This is a genomic window from Parafrankia irregularis (genome assembly GCF_001536285.1).
Lineage (GTDB): Bacteria > Actinomycetota > Actinomycetes > Frankiales > Frankiaceae > Parafrankia > Parafrankia irregularis.
Genome location: NZ_FAOZ01000009.1, coordinates 226,762 through 245,442 on the forward strand (window position 1 = coordinate 226,762; position 18,681 = coordinate 245,442).

General features: G+C 71.8%; 15 protein-coding genes. 7 read left to right on the forward strand and 8 right to left on the reverse strand.

Annotation, left to right across the window (positions count from 1 at the left end):
* Positions 1–109: 109 nt before the first annotated feature.
* The 3 genes from AWX74_RS17250 to AWX74_RS17260 form a co-directional block, all read right to left on the reverse strand.
* Positions 110–2,107 carry a TolB family protein gene (locus AWX74_RS17250; protein WP_091277832.1) on the reverse strand — a complete coding sequence of 666 codons (1,998 nt, stop codon included), beginning with the start codon at positions 2,105–2,107 and terminating at the stop codon, positions 110–112.
* A gap of 164 nt (positions 2,108–2,271) precedes the next feature.
* Positions 2,272–3,675 (reverse strand): sensor histidine kinase, encoded by a 1,404-nt coding sequence (locus AWX74_RS17255; protein WP_091277834.1) that lies wholly within the window; start codon positions 3,673–3,675, stop codon positions 2,272–2,274.
* On the reverse strand, positions 3,672–4,328 hold the full coding sequence (locus AWX74_RS17260; RefSeq protein ID WP_091277836.1) for a response regulator transcription factor: 657 nt from the start codon (positions 4,326–4,328) through the stop codon (positions 3,672–3,674). The genes AWX74_RS17255 and AWX74_RS17260 overlap by 4 nt, the downstream gene beginning before the upstream one ends.
* A 213-nt stretch (positions 4,329–4,541) precedes the next feature.
* Here AWX74_RS17260 and AWX74_RS17265 point away from each other — a divergent pair, with 213 nt between their 5' ends.
* The 3 genes from AWX74_RS17265 (at position 4,542) to AWX74_RS17275 (ending at position 7,653) form a co-directional block, all read left to right on the forward strand.
* Complete coding sequence (locus AWX74_RS17265; protein ID WP_054567666.1) at positions 4,542–4,946, forward strand: nuclear transport factor 2 family protein; 405 nt, start codon at positions 4,542–4,544, stop codon at positions 4,944–4,946.
* Positions 4,947–5,253: 307 nt separating this feature from the next.
* Positions 5,254–6,465, forward strand: a complete 1,212-nt coding sequence (locus AWX74_RS17270; RefSeq protein ID WP_091277838.1) for a metal-dependent hydrolase family protein — start codon at positions 5,254–5,256, stop codon at positions 6,463–6,465.
* 189 nt (positions 6,466–6,654) lie between these two features.
* Positions 6,655–7,653, forward strand: a complete 999-nt coding sequence (locus AWX74_RS17275) for a 2-hydroxyacid dehydrogenase (RefSeq protein ID WP_091277840.1) — start codon at positions 6,655–6,657, stop codon at positions 7,651–7,653.
* A gap of 119 nt (positions 7,654–7,772) precedes the next feature.
* Here the strand turns inward: AWX74_RS17275 and AWX74_RS17280 are convergent, their stop codons facing one another.
* The 4 genes from AWX74_RS17280 to AWX74_RS17295 all read right to left on the reverse strand — a co-directional run bounded on the left by AWX74_RS17280 (position 7,773) and on the right by AWX74_RS17295 (position 12,691).
* Complete coding sequence (locus AWX74_RS17280) at positions 7,773–9,095, reverse strand: zf-HC2 domain-containing protein (RefSeq protein ID WP_242666281.1); 1,323 nt, start codon at positions 9,093–9,095, stop codon at positions 7,773–7,775.
* Positions 9,092–9,724, reverse strand: coding sequence for an RNA polymerase sigma factor (locus AWX74_RS17285; protein WP_226930832.1), 633 nt, complete (start codon positions 9,722–9,724; stop codon positions 9,092–9,094). The genes AWX74_RS17280 and AWX74_RS17285 overlap by 4 nt, the downstream gene beginning before the upstream one ends.
* Positions 9,725–9,791: 67 nt before the next feature.
* Entirely contained in the window at positions 9,792–11,474 is a 1,683-nt protein-coding gene (locus tag AWX74_RS17290; protein WP_091277844.1) for a HoxN/HupN/NixA family nickel/cobalt transporter, read from the reverse strand.
* Positions 11,471–12,691, reverse strand: coding sequence for a tetratricopeptide repeat protein (locus tag AWX74_RS17295; RefSeq protein ID WP_242666282.1), 1,221 nt, complete (start codon positions 12,689–12,691; stop codon positions 11,471–11,473). Before AWX74_RS17295 ends, AWX74_RS17290 begins: the two co-directional genes overlap by 4 nt.
* 434 nt (positions 12,692–13,125) lie before the next feature.
* Between AWX74_RS17295 and AWX74_RS17300 the strand changes: the two genes are divergently transcribed.
* The 3 genes from AWX74_RS17300 (at position 13,126) to AWX74_RS17310 (ending at position 15,840) form a co-directional block, all read left to right on the forward strand.
* Complete coding sequence (locus AWX74_RS17300) at positions 13,126–14,586, forward strand: DUF4331 domain-containing protein (protein ID WP_091277847.1); 1,461 nt, start codon at positions 13,126–13,128, stop codon at positions 14,584–14,586.
* Positions 14,587–14,600: 14 nt separating this feature from the next.
* Positions 14,601–15,032 carry a hypothetical protein gene (locus tag AWX74_RS17305; RefSeq protein ID WP_091277849.1) on the forward strand — a complete coding sequence of 144 codons (432 nt, stop codon included), beginning with the start codon at positions 14,601–14,603 and terminating at the stop codon, positions 15,030–15,032.
* Positions 15,033–15,372: 340 nt separating this feature from the next.
* Positions 15,373–15,840, forward strand: coding sequence for a hypothetical protein (locus AWX74_RS17310; RefSeq protein ID WP_242666283.1), 468 nt, complete (start codon positions 15,373–15,375; stop codon positions 15,838–15,840).
* Positions 15,841–15,870: 30 nt separating this feature from the next.
* On the opposite strand, the gene AWX74_RS17315 is transcribed toward AWX74_RS17310, so the two are convergent.
* Positions 15,871–16,539: a histidine phosphatase family protein gene (locus AWX74_RS17315; RefSeq protein ID WP_091277853.1), complete on the reverse strand. Its 669-nt coding sequence runs from the start codon at positions 16,537–16,539 to the stop codon at positions 15,871–15,873.
* Positions 16,540–17,173: 634 nt separating this feature from the next.
* Between AWX74_RS17315 and AWX74_RS17320 the strand changes: the two genes are divergently transcribed.
* On the forward strand, positions 17,174–18,499 hold the full coding sequence (locus AWX74_RS17320) for an HNH endonuclease signature motif containing protein (protein ID WP_091277855.1): 1,326 nt from the start codon (positions 17,174–17,176) through the stop codon (positions 18,497–18,499).
* Positions 18,500–18,681 lie beyond the last annotated feature (182 nt).

Below are 18,681 nucleotides of genomic sequence, written 5' to 3' on the forward strand. Positions count from 1 at the left end.
GCGGTCGGTGACCCGGCCGGCGGCGCGCCGGTGCCGTGGCGTACCGGCCGCCCACCGGCGCGGCGGCGGGGGGAGGGGCCCGCCGCCGCGCCTCGTGGTGGGGCCGCCGCTACGTGCGGTTCGCCGGCTGCCGGTAGGCCTTGCCGTCGATGGTGGTCGTCAGGGTGCCGGTCGCCTCGAAGATGTTGGTCAGGACGTCGATCGTCAGGTGGAACCCGTCCGGGCTGCTCTTCTTCGTGTTGGTCGTCGTGGTCCCGTCCTTCGCCCGGACGGTCTGGGTCAGGTCGGAGAACCAGTCGACCTTCGACGTCGTCAACGCCGGGACGGTCACCGTCACCTTCTCGGTGCCGTTGAGGGTGCTGACACCGTCGTTGGTGAAGTCGGTGTAGGCCACGGCGACGGTCTCGACCGCGACCTTGTCTGCGCTCTCGGTGACCTCGACCTTCGCCGAGCCGCCCCTGGCGCCGGTGACGGTGTAGGTGCCCGCCGGCACGTGCGGCCGGCTCGGGATCGCGCTGCCCGGGACGTACTTCACGCCCCACGGGACGTCGTCCGAGATCGGCGCCACCTTCGGCGCCGGCGCGGGCCCGCGGCTGGTCAGCTCGGCGATCATCATCCGGTACGTGCGGCCGCCCTGAGCGGTGGACGTCTCGCACGGCAGCGGGTTCTCGCCGCCGCAGGCGGGGGAGGTGGCCAACGCCTGCCAGTAGACGATGGCCGTGCCGTCGGGCGACCACCTCGGGTCGGCCATGCCGTTCCAGTTCGGGTCGTTCACGCTGCCCGGGCTGCCGTCACCCGCGGCGTTGATCCGCTGGCCCTGGTAGTCGCCGCGGTCGCCGTAGCGGTCGATGAGGATCGGCTGGAAGAACCGCCGCATCCCGTTGTTGCGGGTGGACGAGGTCGCGCTGGTGGTGACCATGTCGGTGATCGGCGGGACGTCCCGCATGGCCGCCAGGAACATCTGCCGGTCGGAGCCGCGGGTGTCCATCGCGACCGTCCAGTTGCCGTCGGGGGAGAGGTCGATCGGGTCGACGTACTCCGGGTTCGCGGTCAGGCGGCGTACCTTGCCCGTGGTCAGGTCGGCGGCGAAGACGTCGATGTTGGACGACTCCTCGGGATACCCGATGTAGGTGACCTCCTTCCCGTCGGCGCTGAAACCACGCAGCTCGCCGACGGACAGCGCGTCGCGGTCGTAGACCAGCGTGGCGGGGTCCGAGGCGTCGACGGACATCGGCTGGGTGTCGGCCGGGTCGAAAAGCCGGGTCACTTTGACGACGTCGTAGCGCGGCGCCAGCGGTGTGCCGGTGGTCGGGGCCGGGTCGAACTCCAGCCGCCCCAGGTAGGCGAACTGGCCGAACCGGCCGTTGCCGATCGTGAAGCTGCTGAACCCGAGGTGGACGTCATCCGGGTGGATGCGCAGCTCGCGCAGGCTCCCGCCCTTGCCGGAGCCGTCCGCGGTGTTCTCCCACCGGATCGGGTAGATGTGGGTCTCGGCCGGGGTGCACGCCTCGTCGGCGAGCGGATGCTCCCCGCAGTCGAGGATGTTGGTGCCGAACAGCACGCGCTTTCCGTCGCGGAAGGGCTGCGGGTAGTCCATCGCCTGGTTGGTGCTCACCGCGTTCGCCGCCGGCACACCGCAGGTGAGGCATTTCCACGCGTCACCGCCCGCGAAGGTCTTCCCGTCCGTCCGCACGATGATCAGCTGGCTGCCGCTGTAGACGCTCGCGGGATCGGGCGCGGCGGGCGCGCCGGCGAAGGTGACCCGGGCGGTGACGCTTTTCCCGTCCGGCAGATAGCCGCCGGACTGGAAGCCGCCGCGCCCGGCGAGACAGCCCGTGTGATGCGGGTTCACGGCTGCCGTGCAGGCGCCCGGATCATCGCTGGGCGCGACCGGTGGAAGCGGCAGTTCGCGCACGGAAATCGGCTCGGCCCTGGGCGGCGCGGGAATCCCGCCGGTCGCGTTCCCGGTGGCGGCCGGTTTTCCCGGCTCGTCCGGCTTCGAATCCGAACAGGCCGGAACGGCGAGCAGGATCGCGGCCAGCCCCAGTGGTAACCACCGCGACCATCGCCTTCGTGGTCCCGGTGATATGGACGTCGCTTTCGGCATCGGCGCGCTCCTTGGAGAAAACGCCCTGCGCACCCGGGGGAGTCACGGCGGGGACGGCCCACGGACTCCGATGTCGCCAACGCGAGTGGTACGGCCCCCGCCGTCCTCCAGCCGGTCTGGCAGGACTACTGGACGGAATCGGCGGAAACCTACCGAGCGCCGTGTTAGCTGGGCGTTAGCTCGCCGCTCGCCGCCTGGCCGGCCATGGCGAGGGCGGACGGCCGGGCGCTGGCAGCGGACGGGAGCCGGACGAGGGCTGTCACCTCGCCGGGGCCGCGGCTCCAGGTGATGGTCCCGCCGTGTGCCTGCAGGACCGCGTTGACGATGGACAGCCCCGTACCCGCCGGCCCGGGCACGGCAGCCGGCTCCCCAGCGGGGAGGGCAGCCGGCGTGCCTGCGCCGTCCAGGGCGGGTTCGGCGGCCTGGGTGCGCTCGGCGTCTTGGGCGGGCCCGGCGTCTTGGGCGGGCTCGGTGTCCTGGGTTGGCTCGGCGACCGAGTTGGCGATGCGAAGGCACACGACGGCGGAGTCGGGGCCGCCGGTGCCGGTGCCGGTGCTGAGGGCGGGGGCGGCCGCGTCGATGCCAGGGTCCGTGAACTGTTCTCCGTGCGCTGTGCCGACGCTGACCCGGACCCAGCCGTCGGGCCGGTTGTGCCGCGCGCTGTTGTCGAGCAGGTTGCGCACGAGGCTTTCCAGCAGCGCACGGTCGCATTCGACGTCCGCGCTGTGCAGGTCGACGTCCAGGCGCAGCCGGGAGAAGGCCGGCGCCTCCACGACCCGGCCCAGGACGTTGCCGACCAGCTCGTCGAGCGCGAACCGTGACGTCTCCAGCGCCTGCGGGTCGGTGCGGGAGAGCACGAGCAGCCGTGACACGAGCCGTTCGCCGCGGTCGACGGCGTCGGAGACGGCCCGCAGCCGGGCGGTGACGTCGGGGTCGGCCGTGTCGTCGAGCAGCATCGCGATCTCGGTCCTGCTGGTGGCCAGCGGTGTGCGCAGCTCATGGGCGACCTGGGAGGCGAACCGGCGTTGCGCGTCGAACGCGACCGCGAGCCGGTCGAGCATCGCGTCGAAGGTGTCGGCCAGCTCCTTGATCTCGTCGTTCGGGCCGGTGGCCGCCACCCTGTCCCCGAGGTCCGACGCGGATGCCGACCGGGCGCGGGCGGTCATCTTCCGGATCGGCCGCAGGATGCCGCCGGCCAGCGCCCAGGCCGCCCCCACCGCGCCGACGAGCACCACCAGCAGGCCCACGAACGACCAGCGCCGCGCGCTCGCGAGTGCCTCGTCGAGCGGGCGCTGCTGGATCGCGCGGCCCACGTCACCGACTGTCCGGCCATCCGGCAGGGGCTGTTCGTCGAACCGGGAGGCGAAAAGGTCCTCCGGATGCTGGCGAATGTATTCGACCACGGTGGGCCGCGAAATGTTCAGCTCCTCCAGCAGGGAACTGTTGAACGAGTACACCGACGGATACCTGACGTTTCTCAGCACGATCGTGTTGACCACCAACGTGAAGGATCCGGCGACGACCAGCGCGATCGAGATCATAACGGTGATACGGATTCTGAACGTCATGAGAGGTGGTACCCCGCTGCCGGAATGGTCATGACGACGGGCGGATCCCCGAGTTTGCGGCGCAGGGTCAGGACGGTGACGCGGACCGCGTTGCTGAACGCGTCGAGCCGGTCGTCCCACACGCTCTCCATCAGCTGCTCCGCGCTGAGCACGGCGCCGTCGGCGAGCATCAGCGTCTCGAGCAGTGCGAACTCGCGGTTTGTCAGCCGCAGGTCGCGGTCCCCGCGCAGAGCTGTTCGCCGGGCGGAGTCCAGGGTGATGTCCCGCCATCGCAGCACCGGTGGTGCGGCACGGTGGGCACGTCGGCCGAGTGCCCGGATCCGCGCCACCAGCTCCCGCATGTCGAACGGCTTCGGGAGATAGTCATCCGCCCCGAGCATGAGCCCCTCGACCCGCTCGGAGACGTCGTCCGACGCCGTCAGCATGAGAATGCGCGCCGGCCGCCGCTCACCCACGATCCGCTCGCAGACGGTGTCGCCGGGCAGACCGGGGAGGTTGCGGTCGAGAACCACGATCTCGTAGTCGACGAGCGCGATCCGGTCGAGCGCGCCCTCGCCGTCATGGACCACGTCGACGGCGAAACGCTCCCGGCGCAGGCCGCGCGCCACCGCGTCGGCCAGCGGCGCGTCGTCCTCCACGAGCAGTAACCGCATCGTCCCTCCCTGACCTGGCCTCCGTCCGCGTCGCCGTCCCGCGATGCTGCGGACGCTGCGATGGTGCCAGGGCCGACCGTGCCGGCGCCGATGGGCCGGGCCAGTTCGTGCGCCCATGACCGTGATGGGCGATCCTGCTCCGGTGCCCGGCGCGGCCAGGGGAGGCGATCCGACGGCTCTCCGTGGCCGGTGCCCCCCGACGGAGAGGTGCCCATGGACGACATCGAACAGATCAGGCAGCTCAAGGCCCGGTACTGCCGATTGCTCGACACCAAGAGCTGGGACGAGTTCCGCGCGCTGTTCACCGACGACGCGGTGCTGGACTCGACCGACTCCGGCGGTGACGTCATCACCGGTGCCGACGCGTTCCTGGAGTTCCTGCGGCCGGCGCTGTCCGAGAGTGTGACCGTGCACCACTGCCACACTCCGGAGATCGCGGTGACCGCGCCGTCCACGGCGACCGGCATCTGGGCGATGGAGGACCGCATCCGCTTCCCGGACGGCTCCGAGCTGATCGGCTTCGGGCACTACCACGAGACGTACGAGAAGGCCGACGGAGCCTGGCGGATCAGGTCGCAGAAGCTGACCCGCCTGCGGATGGACTTCACGAAGCCCTGACTCGCCGCGGACCGGGCAGTACCGCCGGGGCCCGGGTGACCCGGTGACGGGGCCGGGCCCGGTGGTCCGGTGGCCGCCGGCAGCGGGGTGCTCGGGCGGCGCTGCTGCCCGGGCGGCCGGGCATCCCGCCGAGGTAGGACTTTCGTCCGGTGCCAAGGTGTGAAAATCTGATGCTCTCAAGCTGAGAACCTGGTTTCTGCTGGCGGTGGCGCTGTGGTGCGGCCGCGGGGTCGGCCGGCGACGAGGCGCGACGGCGCTGCGACGAGGCAGCACCGCGACGACGAGGCACTGCGACGAGGAGGACGCGATGTTGACGCTCAAGGCCGCTGGCCTGCTCGATGTCGACACCGGGGAGATCATCCGGCCCGGGATCGTGAAGATCGAGGGCGAGCGGATCGTCGGCCTCGGCGGCAGGCCGGAGGGCGAGGTCCTGGACCTCGGTGACCTGACCCTGCTGCCCGGCTTGATGGACATGGAGCTCAACCTGCTGATGGGCGGGCCCGGTGAGCACCAGCTCACCAGCCAGACGCGGGACGACCCGCCGACCCGGATGATGCGGGCCACCCAGAACGCCCGCCGTACCCTGCGGGCCGGCTTCACCACGGTCCGCAACCTGGGCCTGTTCTGCAAGACCGGCGGCTACCTGCTCGACGTGGCGCTGAAGAACGCGATCGACGTCGGCTGGATCGACGGCCCGCGCATCGTCCCCGCCGGTCACGCCATCACGCCGACCGGCGGCCACCTCGACCCGACGATGTTCGGCAAGTTCGCGCCGCACATTCTGCAGCTGAGCGTCGAGGAGGGCCTGGCGAACGGGGTGGAGGAGATCCGCAAGGCCGTCCGCCACCAGATCAAGCACGGCGCCGAGGTCATCAAGATGTGCGGTTCCGGTGGGGCGATGTCCCACTCGGGACCATCCGGCGCACGGCACTACTCCGACGAGGAGGTGCGGGCGATCACCGACGAGGCGCACCGGCGTGGGCTGCGGGTCGCGGCGCACACCCACGGCTCGGTCGCCGTCCGCCAGATGGTCGAGTGCGGTGTCGACTGCATCGAGCACGCCTTCATGATCGACGATGACACGATCAACCTGCTGGTCAAGGAGGGCACCTGGGTCGTCGCGACGCAGGCGCTGATCGACGGCATGCCGGTGCTGCAGAGCGCGGAGCCGGAGATCCAGGCCAAGGCGGCGCTGATCTTCCCGAAGGCCAAGATCTCGATCCGCAACGCGATCGAGGCCGGGGTGAAGATCGCGGTCGGCAGTGACGCGCCGGCGATCCCGCACGGGAAGAACGCCCTGGAGCTGGTCGCGCTGGTCGACCGCGGGATGACCCCGCTGCAGGCGATCCAGGCGGCGACGATCGTGGGCGCGGACCTGATCGACGTCACCGACCGCGGGCGCCTGGCCGAGGGCCTGCTCGCGGACATCATCGGCGTGGCGGGCAACCCGCTGGAGGACATCAACGTGCTGCGCCGGGTGCCGTTCGTGATGAAGGGCGGCAAGCAGTTCATCTACTGACCCGCCACGGATAGCCCGCCGACCGGTCACCAGCCGCCCGCTGATCCGTCACGGACCGTCCGCTGACCCGCCAACGGGTCGCCACCCGCCGCGCGGCCGCCGCCGTCGACCTGCCCGAACCCGCCTGGACTAGGGTTCGTCGCGAACGGAGGAATCCGTGGCGGCGGGTGGACGAAGGCGGGATGCCAGATGCGGGTGGCGGTTTTCTCGGCCAAGGACTACGACCGCCGTTTCCTCGGCGCGGCCCGGCCGGCGGGCATCGACCTGGACTTTCTCGAACACCGCCTCACCGCGCGTACGGCCGGCCTCGCCCGGGGGTTCGACGCGGTCTGCGTGTTCGTCGAGGACGACGTCTCGGCCCCGGTGCTCGACGCGCTGGCCGCGGGCGGAATCCGGCTGGTCGTGCTGCGATCGGCCGGCTATGACAACGTGGACCTCGCCCATGCCGGGGTGGTCGGTGTCACCGTCGCGCGGGTTCCCGCCTACAGCCCGCACGCGGTGGCGGAACACGCGGTCGCGCTCATCCTGGCCCTGAACCGGCACCTGTGCCGGGCCTACAACCGGGTCCGGGAGTACAACTTCGCGCTGACCGGCCTGCTCGGCTTCGACCTGCACGGCCGCACCGTCGGCGTGGTCGGCACCGGCGAGATCGGCACGGTCTTCACCCGCATCATGACCGGCTTCGGGTGCCGCGTGCTCGCGCACGACATCCGGGTGAACCCGGTCTGCGCCGAGCTGGGAGCCGAGTACGTCGACCTCGACCGGCTGCTGGCCGACGCGGACATCATCTCGCTGCACTGCCCGCTCACCCAGGACACCCACCACTTCCTGGACTCCGCCGCGCTGGCGCGGACGAAACCGGGCGTGATGGTGATCAACACCAGCCGCGGCGGGCTGCTCGACACCGGCGCGGTCGTCGCGGCCCTCAAGAAGGGCCGGATCGGCGCACTCGGCATCGACGTCTACGAGGAGGAGAGCGCGCTGTTCTTCGAGGACCGCTCCGAGCACGGAGCGTTCGACGACGACGTGTTCGCGCGGCTGCTCACCTTTCCGAACGTGCTGGTGACCGGCCATCAGGGCTTCTTCACCGTGGACGCCCTCACCCGCATCGCCGAGGTGACGATGGCCAACCTCAGCGGTTTCGCCGCCGGTACCGGCCCCGTACACCCGGTGACCCTCGTCGGCTGACCCGAGCCGTCCCGTTCGGGAACGGTCCTTGGATCGGAGCGGTCCGGATCAGGGCGCCGTCCCAGACCGGGTGGCGGCCTCAACCCGGGTGGCGGTCCCCGCCGGGGAGGCGGCCCGGATCAGGGGCGGGCGAGGCTGGGAGCCAGCGCGAGCAGGCCGGCGGCGAGCCGCTCGTCGCCCTCGACCCGGGCGGTGACCGCGCTCGCGGGCCTGCGATCGCCGACGAGCAGGCAGAACTCGACGATCTCGACGGTCAGGGTGCCCGAGGCCGGGCGCGGATCGGCTGGTACCGCGCGCGGATCGGATCGGGCCTGGTGTACCTGTGCGCCGTCCGGCCCGAGTGACCAGGTGCCGCCGCCTCGCCCCGTCAACGTCACCGTGAGCGTCCCTTCCGGCGGGGGCACGGTCGCTGCGGCTGTCGCGGCTGCCCAGGGCACGGACAGCAGACGCAGGGCGAGATCGGCCATCGCGTGCAGGTCGTCCGCGCCGGGGTTCGGCACCGTGATTCCCGCGGCCGCGGCGATGTCCCGGGTGTGAATCCACGTCTCGAACGCGCGGGAGGTCAGATGATCGCCGGGCGCGGCCGTCCAGCCATCGACCGTCACGGTGAGGGGCGCCTGGCTCCGTTCGGCCCGTTCGGTGGCGGCGCAGAGCTGTTCCGCCTGCTCGTACCAGCGTTGCCGCACCTTCTCGACCGGCCAGTCCCGGGCGGCGTCCAGGACGATGCCGGTCCGGGTCAGGGCGTCCTCCCGCACGTCCTGCACGTAGTGCGCGTTTCCGTCCTCGGCATGTTCGTCCCTGCCGCCTGCGGCGTCGTGCGCCCCGGTGGGGGCGGGTCGGGCGCCTGGGGGGACGAGGGCGGCCAGCAGCAGGCCGTCGACGGCGTGGAGGTGCAGCACGAGCTCACGGACCGACCAGCCGGTCGCGGTGGGCAGGTGCCAGTGCTTCGCCTCGAGCTCGATCAGCAGCCGGTCCAGCGCGCCGACCCGGTTGCCATAGCAGGGGACGCCCGCGGCGCCGACCAGCCCCGGCCGGTGCCCCGGCTCTGTCGAGGCCGCTCCCGGCATACGCGCACCCGGCGCCGCCTGGCGGGCCCCGGGCGCGGCCGGGCGGACCGCGAGCGCTGCGGCGAGGATGGCGGCGAGCGAGCCAGGGCCGTCGGCCGGCGGGGCGAGGTGGCCCTCCGACGCGCCCGGCAGCCCCGGGGCCCGCGGTGCCGGGGCCTGCCGCGCCGGGGCCTGCCGCGCCCGGGTCTGCCGTGCCGGGGCCTGTGGGGCTCCCGGGAGGAGGGCCGCGGCGTCGGTGGAGCAGGCCGCGCAGCTGCCGAGGTGCTTCTCGACGGCGTCGGCCTCGGCCGGGGTGCAGCTGCCCAGCAGGTAGGCGCCCAACAGGTCGCCCACACAGGTGCCGGACGTCCGCGCGACCGGCGGTTCGATCGTCACGGTGCTACTCCCTGATGGGTAAGGGTACGGGCGAGGGTGGCGAGAGCGGCGCGCATCCGCGACTTCGCGGTCCCCTCGGGGATCGCGAGCTTGGTCGCGATGTCACGGTAGGTCAGCTCTGTGTAGTACGCCAGCTCCACGACCTCACGCTGTTTCGGTGGCAGCGCGGCCACGGCGGCCCGCACCGCGTCCGTGTCCTCGCGGGCGAGCAGGTCGTCATCGGGCGCGGCCTCGTCGACGTGCTGGACGAGGCCACGGGCGGCCCGTTCGGTGGTGCGCCGAGAGGACTCCCGGCGCACCCAGTCGACGGCCCGTCGGTGTGCCAGCACGGCGAGCCAGGTGCGCAGCCCACCCCGGTTCGGATCGAACCGGAGCGGATGCTGCCAGAAGGTGACCAGCACCTCCTGCAGGACGTCTCGGGCGGCGTCGGCGTCACCGGTGACCCGTACGGCGACGGCGAGCAGGTAGTGGGCATGCCGCTGGTGCACCTCGGCGAGCGCGGCCGGATCACCGGAGACCACCCGACCGTGCAGGTCGACGATGTCGTGGTCGGGGTGGCGAGTGGGCGTGGGCGCCGAGCCCCTGTGCGGCCGGTCGGCCGCCCTGTCCGGGCTGTGCACGATGGGCATGGTAGCGCACACACTCCGCATCATCCGGTCCCGCTCGCCCGATCTCGTCGCTCGCCGTACCCTCTGCTCACGCAATGACCTGGACGCCGGCGCGCAGGGCCACCGTCGCGCCGACGACGACGATCAGTGCGGCGCTCGCCACCGGAGCCCAGTACAGGCCCGCGGTAAGCCCCGGAGCCGCGGCGCGCACCCGGCGCAGCAGGGGGACGAGCGTGCGGTCGAGCAGGAAACCCGCCCCGATCAGGGTCAGCGCCATGCCCGCGCCGTAGGCGAGGACGAGCAGAAGCCCGAACCACGCCCGTCCCAGCGCGACCGCACCGAGCAGTACGACGATCGCCGACGGCGTCGGCACCATCCCGCCGGCGAATCCGGCGGCGAGCAGGCTCCGCAGCTGCGACCCGTCGGCCGCCGGATGTGGATGTGTATGCCAGCGCCCCCCGTGCCCGTGCCCGTGCCCGTGCCCGTGCGTGTGCGTGTGTCCGTGTCCGTGTCCGTTTGCGCCGCTGTGGCTGTGGCGATGGTGGGTGTGAGCGGGGGCCAGGGCCTGGTGGTCCAGGCCCGCTACCGACGGGCTGAGCAGCCCGGATGCGCCGGCGAGCCTCGATCGCAGCAGGCTCGCGCCGATCCCGGCTATCAGCAGGCCGCTCGCGACGCCGAGCCAGGGATATATCCGCTCCGGAGCGAAGCCACTCGACGCTGACAGCACGATCGCGAGGATCAGCACACCGCAGGTATGGGTGAGCGTCACCGCCGTCGCGGTGGCGGCCAGCTGCCGCCCGGTCACCGAGCCGCCGACGATCCGGGCCGCCATGACCGTCTTGCCATGCCCCGGGGCGAACGCATGGGCGGTGCCCAGCACGAATGCGGCGAGCAGGGCGAGCAGGGCCACCCCGACGGTGAGCGAATCCCGCCTGACCAGGCCGTCGACCCAGCCGGTGAGGCCGTCATCCCCGCCCTGTGCCCGCCGCGCCTGTTCGGCCGCACCGGTTCCGGGTGTGCCGGTTCCCGGTGCACCGGCGCCGGCCGCGGGGCCCGTCAGCGGGTCCGTTGCCGCGGGCCCGCCGGGACGCACGGTCAGGGTGGCGCTGGTGACGTCCGACGGCCCGCGCAGAGGATCGTCCGGGTATCGGGTGAGCAGATCGGTGGGCGAGCGGTCGGGCACGTCCGAGGCGAGCAGCGTCGTGCCGTCCCCGACGGCGACCGTCTCCCGCCAGCCGATCCGGTCGGTGTAGGCGGCCAGCCGGAACTGGACCTCGCCCACCGGACCACCGGTCGGGGCGGAGTACCGGCAGACCAGTCGCATCGTCGCGAGCCCGCCGGACCCGGGCGGGAACGTCACCGAGCCTCCGGCGCCGACGAGCGGGCTGACCTGGCTGTCGAGCACGAGCCTGGTCTGCCTGGACGTCCGGGCGCATTCGGCCTCCTGCCAGCGTGCGGGGCCCAGGGCGTCCACATCGGGCCGCAGCTGCGCGGTCGGGATCTCGGCGAAGTCGACGACCACGTCGACGTGAACCGTCTCGACGCCGACCCGCAGCACACTGGCGCTGTTGACCGTGAAGTTGCCCAGCGGATGCGCGGACGCGGCGCCGCTGCCCGCCAGTACCAGCGCGACCACAGCCGTGGCGAGGGCGGCCGCCCGGCGCGGCCAGGTCCAGGTCCAGGCCCAGGCCCAGGTCCGGGTCCGGGTCCGGGAGCGGTGACGGGGATGGGGACGGATCCAGGTCCGGGTCGGGGCCTCGGCGCGGGTCATCGGGTGCCGCCTTCGAGGGAGGTGAGCAGGGTGCGTGCCCGGGGCACATGCAGCGGCGAGAAATGCGGGTCGGTCTCCAACGCCGTGCGCAGGTCGCTGATCGCGGCGTCGGTCTGCCCGAGCGCCGCCCGCACGACGCCACGGTGGTAGAGGAACAGCGCCCGACGCAGGCCGAGTCCGAGTGCCGAGTCCGCGCTGGCCAGGGCCTCGTCGTCCCGCCCGAGCCGGTGCAGCACCCAGCCGCGGGCGTCGTCGACGAACACACCGGCCCGTCGCGGCTCCGTGCCAAGGCCCGTGTCGGGCGCGGTGCTGGGGGCCGGTGGCGCCAGCGCCGTCCACGCGGTGGCCGGCTCGCCGTGGTCGGCCTCGAACAGGGCCAGCTCGACGTCCACCTCGACGCCCTGGGCGCGCAGCAGCGCCGCGGTCGAGCGCACCAGGTCGTACTGGCGCCGCGCCTCGTCCATCCGGCCGGCCGCTTCGAGCAGCTCGCCGTGCTCGGCGACGATCCACGGCTGTGGGCTGCGGGTGGTGGCGACGCGGTAGTCGGCCAGCGCGGCCTCGATCTCACCGCGGGCGGCGGCGACCCGGGCACGGCCGACGAGAAGCTGCACCGACGACGGGTCCTGGACGAGCCCGCGCCGGTAGGCGTCGGCCGCGCCGTCGAGATCGCCGCGGTTGCGGGCCAGCTCTCCGAGGTGGAAGCAGGCGAACGCGGCGTCGGCCGGGGATGTCGCGTCGGCGATGACCCGCCGCAGCGTCTCGGCCGCGGGCTCCGGCTGCCCACGCAGCTCGTACGCGTAGGCGACCCGGGCCAGCGACGCCACATCGGGACGCAGATCGACCGCGGTCTGTGCCGCCGGCCAGGCCTCGGGGTAGCGCCCGAGCTCGACGAGGGCGTCGAACCGCACCCCGTGAGCTGTCGCGTTGAACGGATTGACGGCGATGGCGGCGTCCGCGGCGCGCAGCGCGCCGGGGAAGTCGTGACGCGCGGCGGCGAGCGCGGCCCGCCCGGCGAGCGCGGTGTCGTTGCCCTCGGGCCGCAGTGCCAGCGAGCGGGCGAAGGCGCTCTCGGCCCGCGGGTAGGACGTCGGGTCGCCGGTGCGTCGGGCCAGCTCGACGTAGGCGAGGCCGAGCTCGGCCCAGGCCGGCCAGTCGCCGGGCACCCGGCCCAGCCGGTCCTGCAGGCGTGCGACGGAAGCGTCCTGCGTACCTGTCACCGCTCGGGCTGTTCTGGATGCCCCGGCTGCTCGGTGATTCGGCGGTGCGGAGCCGGTGCCTTCGCCCGCCTGTGTGCCCGCCGTCCCGCCGATCGCGGTCAGGGCCCCCGCCGTCAGGACGACTGCCGTCAGGACAACCGCACAGACCACGCCGGTGAGCCTCAACGCCCTGCTCGGCCCCGCCCTTTTCGCAGCCCTTGTTCCGCGCCACCACCACATGGCCGTCCTCCCCGCGTCCGCGTCCGCCGTCCAGGCGCCAGGCGGTACAGCCAGGCGTCCAGCAGCGGTTCGGCGCCGTCAGGCCCGCGGACCGGTGCGGGCGGCGACCAAAAACGTCGGGTAGCCGACACGATCCGCGCGGTCTCCACCGCCGAACCACCGGCGTTGATCGGACCGGCGCTCAGGACCGGTCCCGCGATCCCCCAGGGGGAAGCATGAGCAGGCAGAAGGCTGCCCGCGCCGGCGCAGGTGTCCGCCATCCGCGGCGGGCGCGGCTGTTCCGGCGGCGCCGTGGCGTCGTCGGCGTGGCCGCGCTCGTCGTCGGCGCCACGGCCGCCGCGCTGGTGGTCCCACCGATCGCCGCCGAGGCGTCGAGCCATCGGGAGGCCCCGCTGATCAGCGGCGACCCGGCGGTCGACAACACCGACACCTACGCCTTCGTCAGCCCCGACGACCCGAACACGGTGACGCTCGTCGCCAACTGGCTGCCCTTCCAGGAACCGGCTGGCGGGCCGAACTTCTACCCGTTCTCCACCGATGCCCGGTACGACATCAACGTCGACAACAACGGTGACGCGAAGCCCGACATCACCTACCGCTGGACCTTCGCCAGCAGCTACCGCAACCAGAACACGTTCCTCTACAACACCGGACCGGTGACCTCCCTCGACGACCCGGACCTGAACTTCCGCCAGACCTACCGGCTGGAACGGATCAGCGGCGGGAAGTCCACGGTGGTCGCCGACAAGGTGCCGGTCGCGCCGTCGTATGTCGGCAACGCGTCGATGCCGGACTACCTCGCGCTGCGCACGGCGTCGCTCACCCCGCTACCGGGCGGCGGCAAGACGTTCGCCGGGCAGGCCGACGACCCGTTCTTCCTGGACCTGAGGGTGTTCGACCTGCTGTACGGGGGCAACCTCTCCGAGGTCGGCCAGGACAGCCTCGCCGGGTTCAACGTGAACTCGATCGTGCTGCAGGTGCCGAAGGCCGATCTCGCGCTCAGGGGCGACCCGGCGCGGAACCCGGTGATCGGAGTGTGGAGCAGCACCCAGCGGCGCAGCGCCTCGTTGTACGGGCCGACCGACGGCTCCGGCCAGCAGCTGGCCTTCGGTGGCTGGTCGCAGGTCTCGCGGCTCGGCGCGCCGCTGGTCAACGAGGTGGTCGTGCCGCTGGGGCAGAAGGACCGGTTCAACGCCTCCACCCCGGCCCGCGACGCCCAGTTCCTGAAGTTCGTCACCGACCCCGAGCTGCCGAAGCTCATCCAGGCGATCTACAAGATCCCCGCGCCACCGACGCCGCGCAACGATCTGGTCGCGGTCTTCCTGACCGGTGTCAGCAAGGACAACCTCGGTGTCGACCTGAACGCTCACGCGCTGAACGCCGATGCCGACCGGGCGACGATCGCACCGTCGGAACAGCTGCGGCTGAACATGTCCATCCCGCCGACCGCGACGCCGAACCGGCTTGGCGTCCTCGGCGGTGACACGGCGGGCTACCCGAACGGCCGCCGGCTCGGTGACGACGTCGTCGACATCTCGCTGCAGGCTGTGGAAGGCGCTCTGCTGCCGAAGCCGCCGGCCGCGGTCACCGGCCTCGGTGACGGTGTCGACGGGCCCGACGTGCGCTTCCGGGGCTGGTTCCCCTACGTCGGCCTGCCCACCTCGGGCTCGAGCTGACGGGCGGCGACGACATGCGCGCAATCCCGCGCGGCGGCCACCGCGGCGGCCACGCATCCTTACTCGCCGCCGTCCTCGCTCTCGGCGTCGTCGTCGCCGGAACGACCGCCTGCTCGGATGACGGCCCACCGCCGCTGCCCGAGGCCGGTGCGTTCGCCGCCGGCGTCTGCCGGGACCTGGCTCCGGACCTGATCGAGACGCTGCGGCTCACCCAGTCGGCGCCCGGCGCCGCGGACGGGATCGCGACGCTCGCCCGCGACCTCGTGCCGTCCCAGGAGAAGCTCTACAACCAGATCGGGGCCGCGGGGGAGTACGCCGGCGATCTGGAGCGGGTCACCACCGCGGTCGGTTTCCTTCGGCTGCGGGTGGACGCCGGAACCTACGAACCGGCCCTGCTCACGGAGGTGACGACGAGCACCCGGCAGCTGGTGGAGCGCTGTACCTGACCGGCGGTCACAGGCACTCGGCAGAGCCACTGGTCCCCCGTTTCGCCGCTGCGGCGGGACGGGGAACCAGTCGATCCCAGGCCCTGGGAACATCGGCCAGGGCGCCGGCGTGTTGTCGAGAAGCGGACAGAAGGCGCGCAAATCCGGCATCCATCCCGTGGTGGTCGCTAGGGTCGTCACTGTGAGTGGTCGGGGATCTCTTGGTCTGTCCAGCAGTATCGGTCTGTCCAGCAGGCTTGGTCTGTCCAGCAGGCTTGGCCTGGCGGTAGTCGCGTGTGTCGCCTTCGCGGGATGCTCCGGGGAATCCGACCGGGAAACCGCGCCGGACGCCCGCGCGACGGTGTCGAACGCGCCCGACGCGAGCGCGACCGGCGAGGCGGCGCCAACGCCGTCGCCGGCGCCGCAGGCTCTTCCGCCGTCACCACTGCCGACCACGGCCTACCCGCCGTTGCCCGGCTTCGGTACGGCGCACGATTTCGGCAGCGTGACGGCTGTCTCCGGCACCGACGCCGCCGGTGGTGCCACGCTGACTCTCGACCGGTTGGCCTACATCCACTGCACACCGCAGCCGAACCAGCTGGAGGAGTGCCTCGACGGTTACCGCGTCGAGCCGGTGGACGCGGGCCGGCGCCAGTACCCGGTGGCATCGACCGTCAAGGTCACCCTGGTCGTGCAACCCGAGATGTACCGGGACGGCACGCTCGCCGACCTGCGGGCGTTCGTCGCCGAACGGCCGTCCAACCTGATGCTCCTGCGCCTCGACGAGGCGGGCCGGGTCGTCGCCGTCGGCCAGCCCTGGGTGCCCTGACCTGGCCGAGGGCTGAGTACCCACCGGCGCTCAGCTGCGGAGCTCCCTGCTGGGACGGATCAGGTGGAAGCCGCTGACAGCTCCGTGCAGAACGAGCGACCACCTGGTGTCCCCGGCCGAGGACCACCGAAGGGACCACCACGTCAGCGAGGCGTGGGCGACGGAGAAGCCGAACGGCATGCGCACGGTCGGCGGGATGCCCAGGTGGAGCCGATGGGCCGCCTCCACCGTCTCGCCGTGCGCGATGACGAGGACACGCTGGCCCTCGTGCCGGGCGATCATCTCCTGCAGGCAACCGCCGGCCCGGGTGAGGAACTGGCTCCAGCTCTCCGACCCCGGGGCGAAGGGCTCCTCGGGCCGGTCGGAGGGATGGCCGCCGAACTCGGCGATGATGTCGGCCCACGGTCGGCCGTCCGCCTCGCCGTGATCGGGCCCCGTCAGCCGTGGCTCGATCCGCACCGGCAGCGTGAGCTCGTCGCTGACGGCCTGCGTGGTCTCCCTGACCCGCAACCGGGGTGATGCGTAGAGGGCGTCGATGGGGCGGTCGTCGTGCAGCGGCCGCAGGGCCCTGGCGAGGTCCGCCGCCTGGGTGCGGCCGCGCTGTGTCAGGCCGGTGCAGCCCAGGTCGCCGCCGGCGATCCAAGCGATGTTGCAGTGCGCCTCGCCGTGCCGCACCAGCAGCAAATCTGTGTCGGGCACGCATGTACTCCTGTGGGCTTCGGTGGCAGTACCAGTGAGTTTGACTCATGGCGGCCAGCCAGGTCCTGGGATTCGTGGGAATGATCCAGAGAAGCGCCGAGTCGTGATCGGGATAATCGGACCGATCGTGGCTCGTCGGGAGCGTGAAGCCGGAGGTCCGGTGTGGGGGAATTGTTGTGCAGGCCCACCGCGCATCTGGGTTGACATCGCGGCGGCGAGTCGTGGTGAATTTGTCGTCATTCCCGCCCGATTTCGACCTGGCGGATAGCTCGTGCCCACGGTGACCGATTTCTGTAAATGTCTGTCGAGACATCCTGTGCTGTTGGCCGTGGAAATCGTCTAAAGAAGTCGCGCGACATCGAATTCGATTGATGATTCGGGAAGTTGTTGGTGTCGACGGTGGCGGTGCGCGTTCGTGGGCCAGTCGGGGGGCGGATCATTCTTCTGGTCGGTGTGAGAATTCGAGGTTGGCCGCTGGAGGTCGGGTTGTCAAGGCGGTCGAAGTGGCGGTGGAACTCGTTGTGTCCTCCCTCTTCTGGTGCGGTCAACCCGCCTGATTCTGGGGCTAGCATCGCCGTTGTGATCGAACGTCCGTTCGATTGGGTGGAGCGTGATCAGAGCGGAGGTCAGTGCCATGGCTGCCAGCGCACCGTCGGCCGTACTCGACCCGACCAGCCTGTCCTCGGTGTCTGATGCGGGTGGGGAGGAGGAGATGCCGGCCGAGCATCAGGTGTTCGAGGGCTGGCTGAAGGAACGGTTGGACAGGTTGGGGGTGGCGGTGGCAGGGATCGCGGTGGCGCAGGCAGAGGCCATCCGGGTTCAGGCAGAGCTGGCTGCGGCCCGGCCGCCGGCGGGCTATGACCGGCTCGACCTGTTCGATTCGGCGGTGGCGGGTGAGGTAGCGGGGGTGATGCGGATCTCGACCGGGTCGGCGGAGTGGCATCTGGATTTCGCGGATCAGGTCTGCCGTCGCCTGCCTGCGGGGTTGGGGGCGCTGGCGGCGGGGGTGTTGGATCTGCCCCGCCTGAAGGCGTTGGAGCATGCGACCGCTGTGCTGGACGACGCCGATCTGGCTGGTCGGGTCGCGGAGCATGTACTCGCGAAGGGGCCGCGGGCGCATCGGGCGGCGTTCACGGCGGCGTGTCGCCGGGCGGTCATTCGGCTTGATCCCGAGGGCGCGGCGAAGCGGAGGGAGGAGCGGTGTCGAGAGCGGCGGGTGTGGGTGGCGCCGGAGGAGGACGGGATGGCGGTGCTGGGGGCGTTCCTGGCCGCGGAGGATGCGCTGGCGTGCCGGGCACGGATTGATGAGGTCGCCGACCGAAATCCTGCCGGGAAGGAGAAGGCGGATGGTCGGAGTCGGGATGAGATCCGCGCGGACACCCTCGTTGATCTGATCATGGGCCGTTGTGGGCAGCCGGGACCCGTCGGCGCGCTGGGCGCGGACGTGCAGGTGATCGTCCCGATCGGGACGCTGCTCGGGCTGGACGGGGAGCCGGGTGAGCTGGCCGGGTACGGCCCGATCCCGGCGGCGGTAGCGCGGGAGATCGCATTGCGGCCGGGGTCGACATGGCGGCGGATGCTGACGGATCCGCGGGGCCATCTGGTGGAGTTGGGGGAGCGGCGGTATCCGAGTCCGGCGCAGAGGCGTCATGCGCAGGCGCGGAATCCGTGTTGTGTGTTCCCTCATTGCACGAGGCGGGCGTGGCGTTGCGAGCTGGACCATACCCGGCCGTACGCATCCGGTGGGAAGACGCTGGTGGAGAATCTGGGCCCGCTCTGTAAGAGGCACCATCGAGTGCGTCATCACGGTCGGTGGCGGGTGACTCAGCCGCGGCCGGGCGTCTTCCGGTGGACGAGTCCGACCGGCCGGCGGTCCGAGGTGCGTCCACATTCATATCTCGACCGGGATTGCGCCACCGTCGATCGCGCTGATCGCGGTGAAAGCGACCGGTCGTGGTGAAGGGGACGATCGCCGGCCAGGGGTCGGGCCGATGAAAAGGGCGTCACTGCCGGGTGCGTGGATCCGGTATCGGCTACTGAGCAGAAACCTGCATGCCTTCCACGCTGACGTTGTTCATCGACTACCCGTCACAGTGGCGATGGCGTGTGGGCTGAGTCGCTGAACGGGATATGTTTTTGGCG

Coding starts and splice junctions, on each gene's coding strand:
- AWX74_RS17250 (WP_091277832.1), bottom strand. CDS start 2,107: ATGCCGAAAGCGACGTCCATATCACCGGGACCACGAAGGCGATGGTCG.
- AWX74_RS17260 (WP_091277836.1), bottom strand. CDS start 4,328: ATGCGGTTACTGCTCGTGGAGGACGACGCGCCGCTGGCCGACGCGGTG.
- AWX74_RS17265 (WP_054567666.1), top strand. CDS start 4,542: ATGGACGACATCGAACAGATCAGGCAGCTCAAGGCCCGGTACTGCCGA.
- AWX74_RS17255 (WP_091277834.1), bottom strand. CDS start 3,675: ATGACGTTCAGAATCCGTATCACCGTTATGATCTCGATCGCGCTGGTC.
- AWX74_RS17275 (WP_091277840.1), top strand. CDS start 6,655: ATGCGGGTGGCGGTTTTCTCGGCCAAGGACTACGACCGCCGTTTCCTC.
- AWX74_RS17270 (WP_091277838.1), top strand. CDS start 5,254: ATGTTGACGCTCAAGGCCGCTGGCCTGCTCGATGTCGACACCGGGGAG.
- AWX74_RS17305 (WP_091277849.1), top strand. CDS start 14,601: ATGCGCGCAATCCCGCGCGGCGGCCACCGCGGCGGCCACGCATCCTTA.
- AWX74_RS17300 (WP_091277847.1), top strand. CDS start 13,126: ATGAGCAGGCAGAAGGCTGCCCGCGCCGGCGCAGGTGTCCGCCATCCG.
- AWX74_RS17290 (WP_091277844.1), bottom strand. CDS start 11,474: ATGACCCGCGCCGAGGCCCCGACCCGGACCTGGATCCGTCCCCATCCC.
- AWX74_RS17285 (WP_226930832.1), bottom strand. CDS start 9,724: ATGCCCATCGTGCACAGCCCGGACAGGGCGGCCGACCGGCCGCACAGG.
- AWX74_RS17320 (WP_091277855.1), top strand. CDS start 17,174: ATGGCTGCCAGCGCACCGTCGGCCGTACTCGACCCGACCAGCCTGTCC.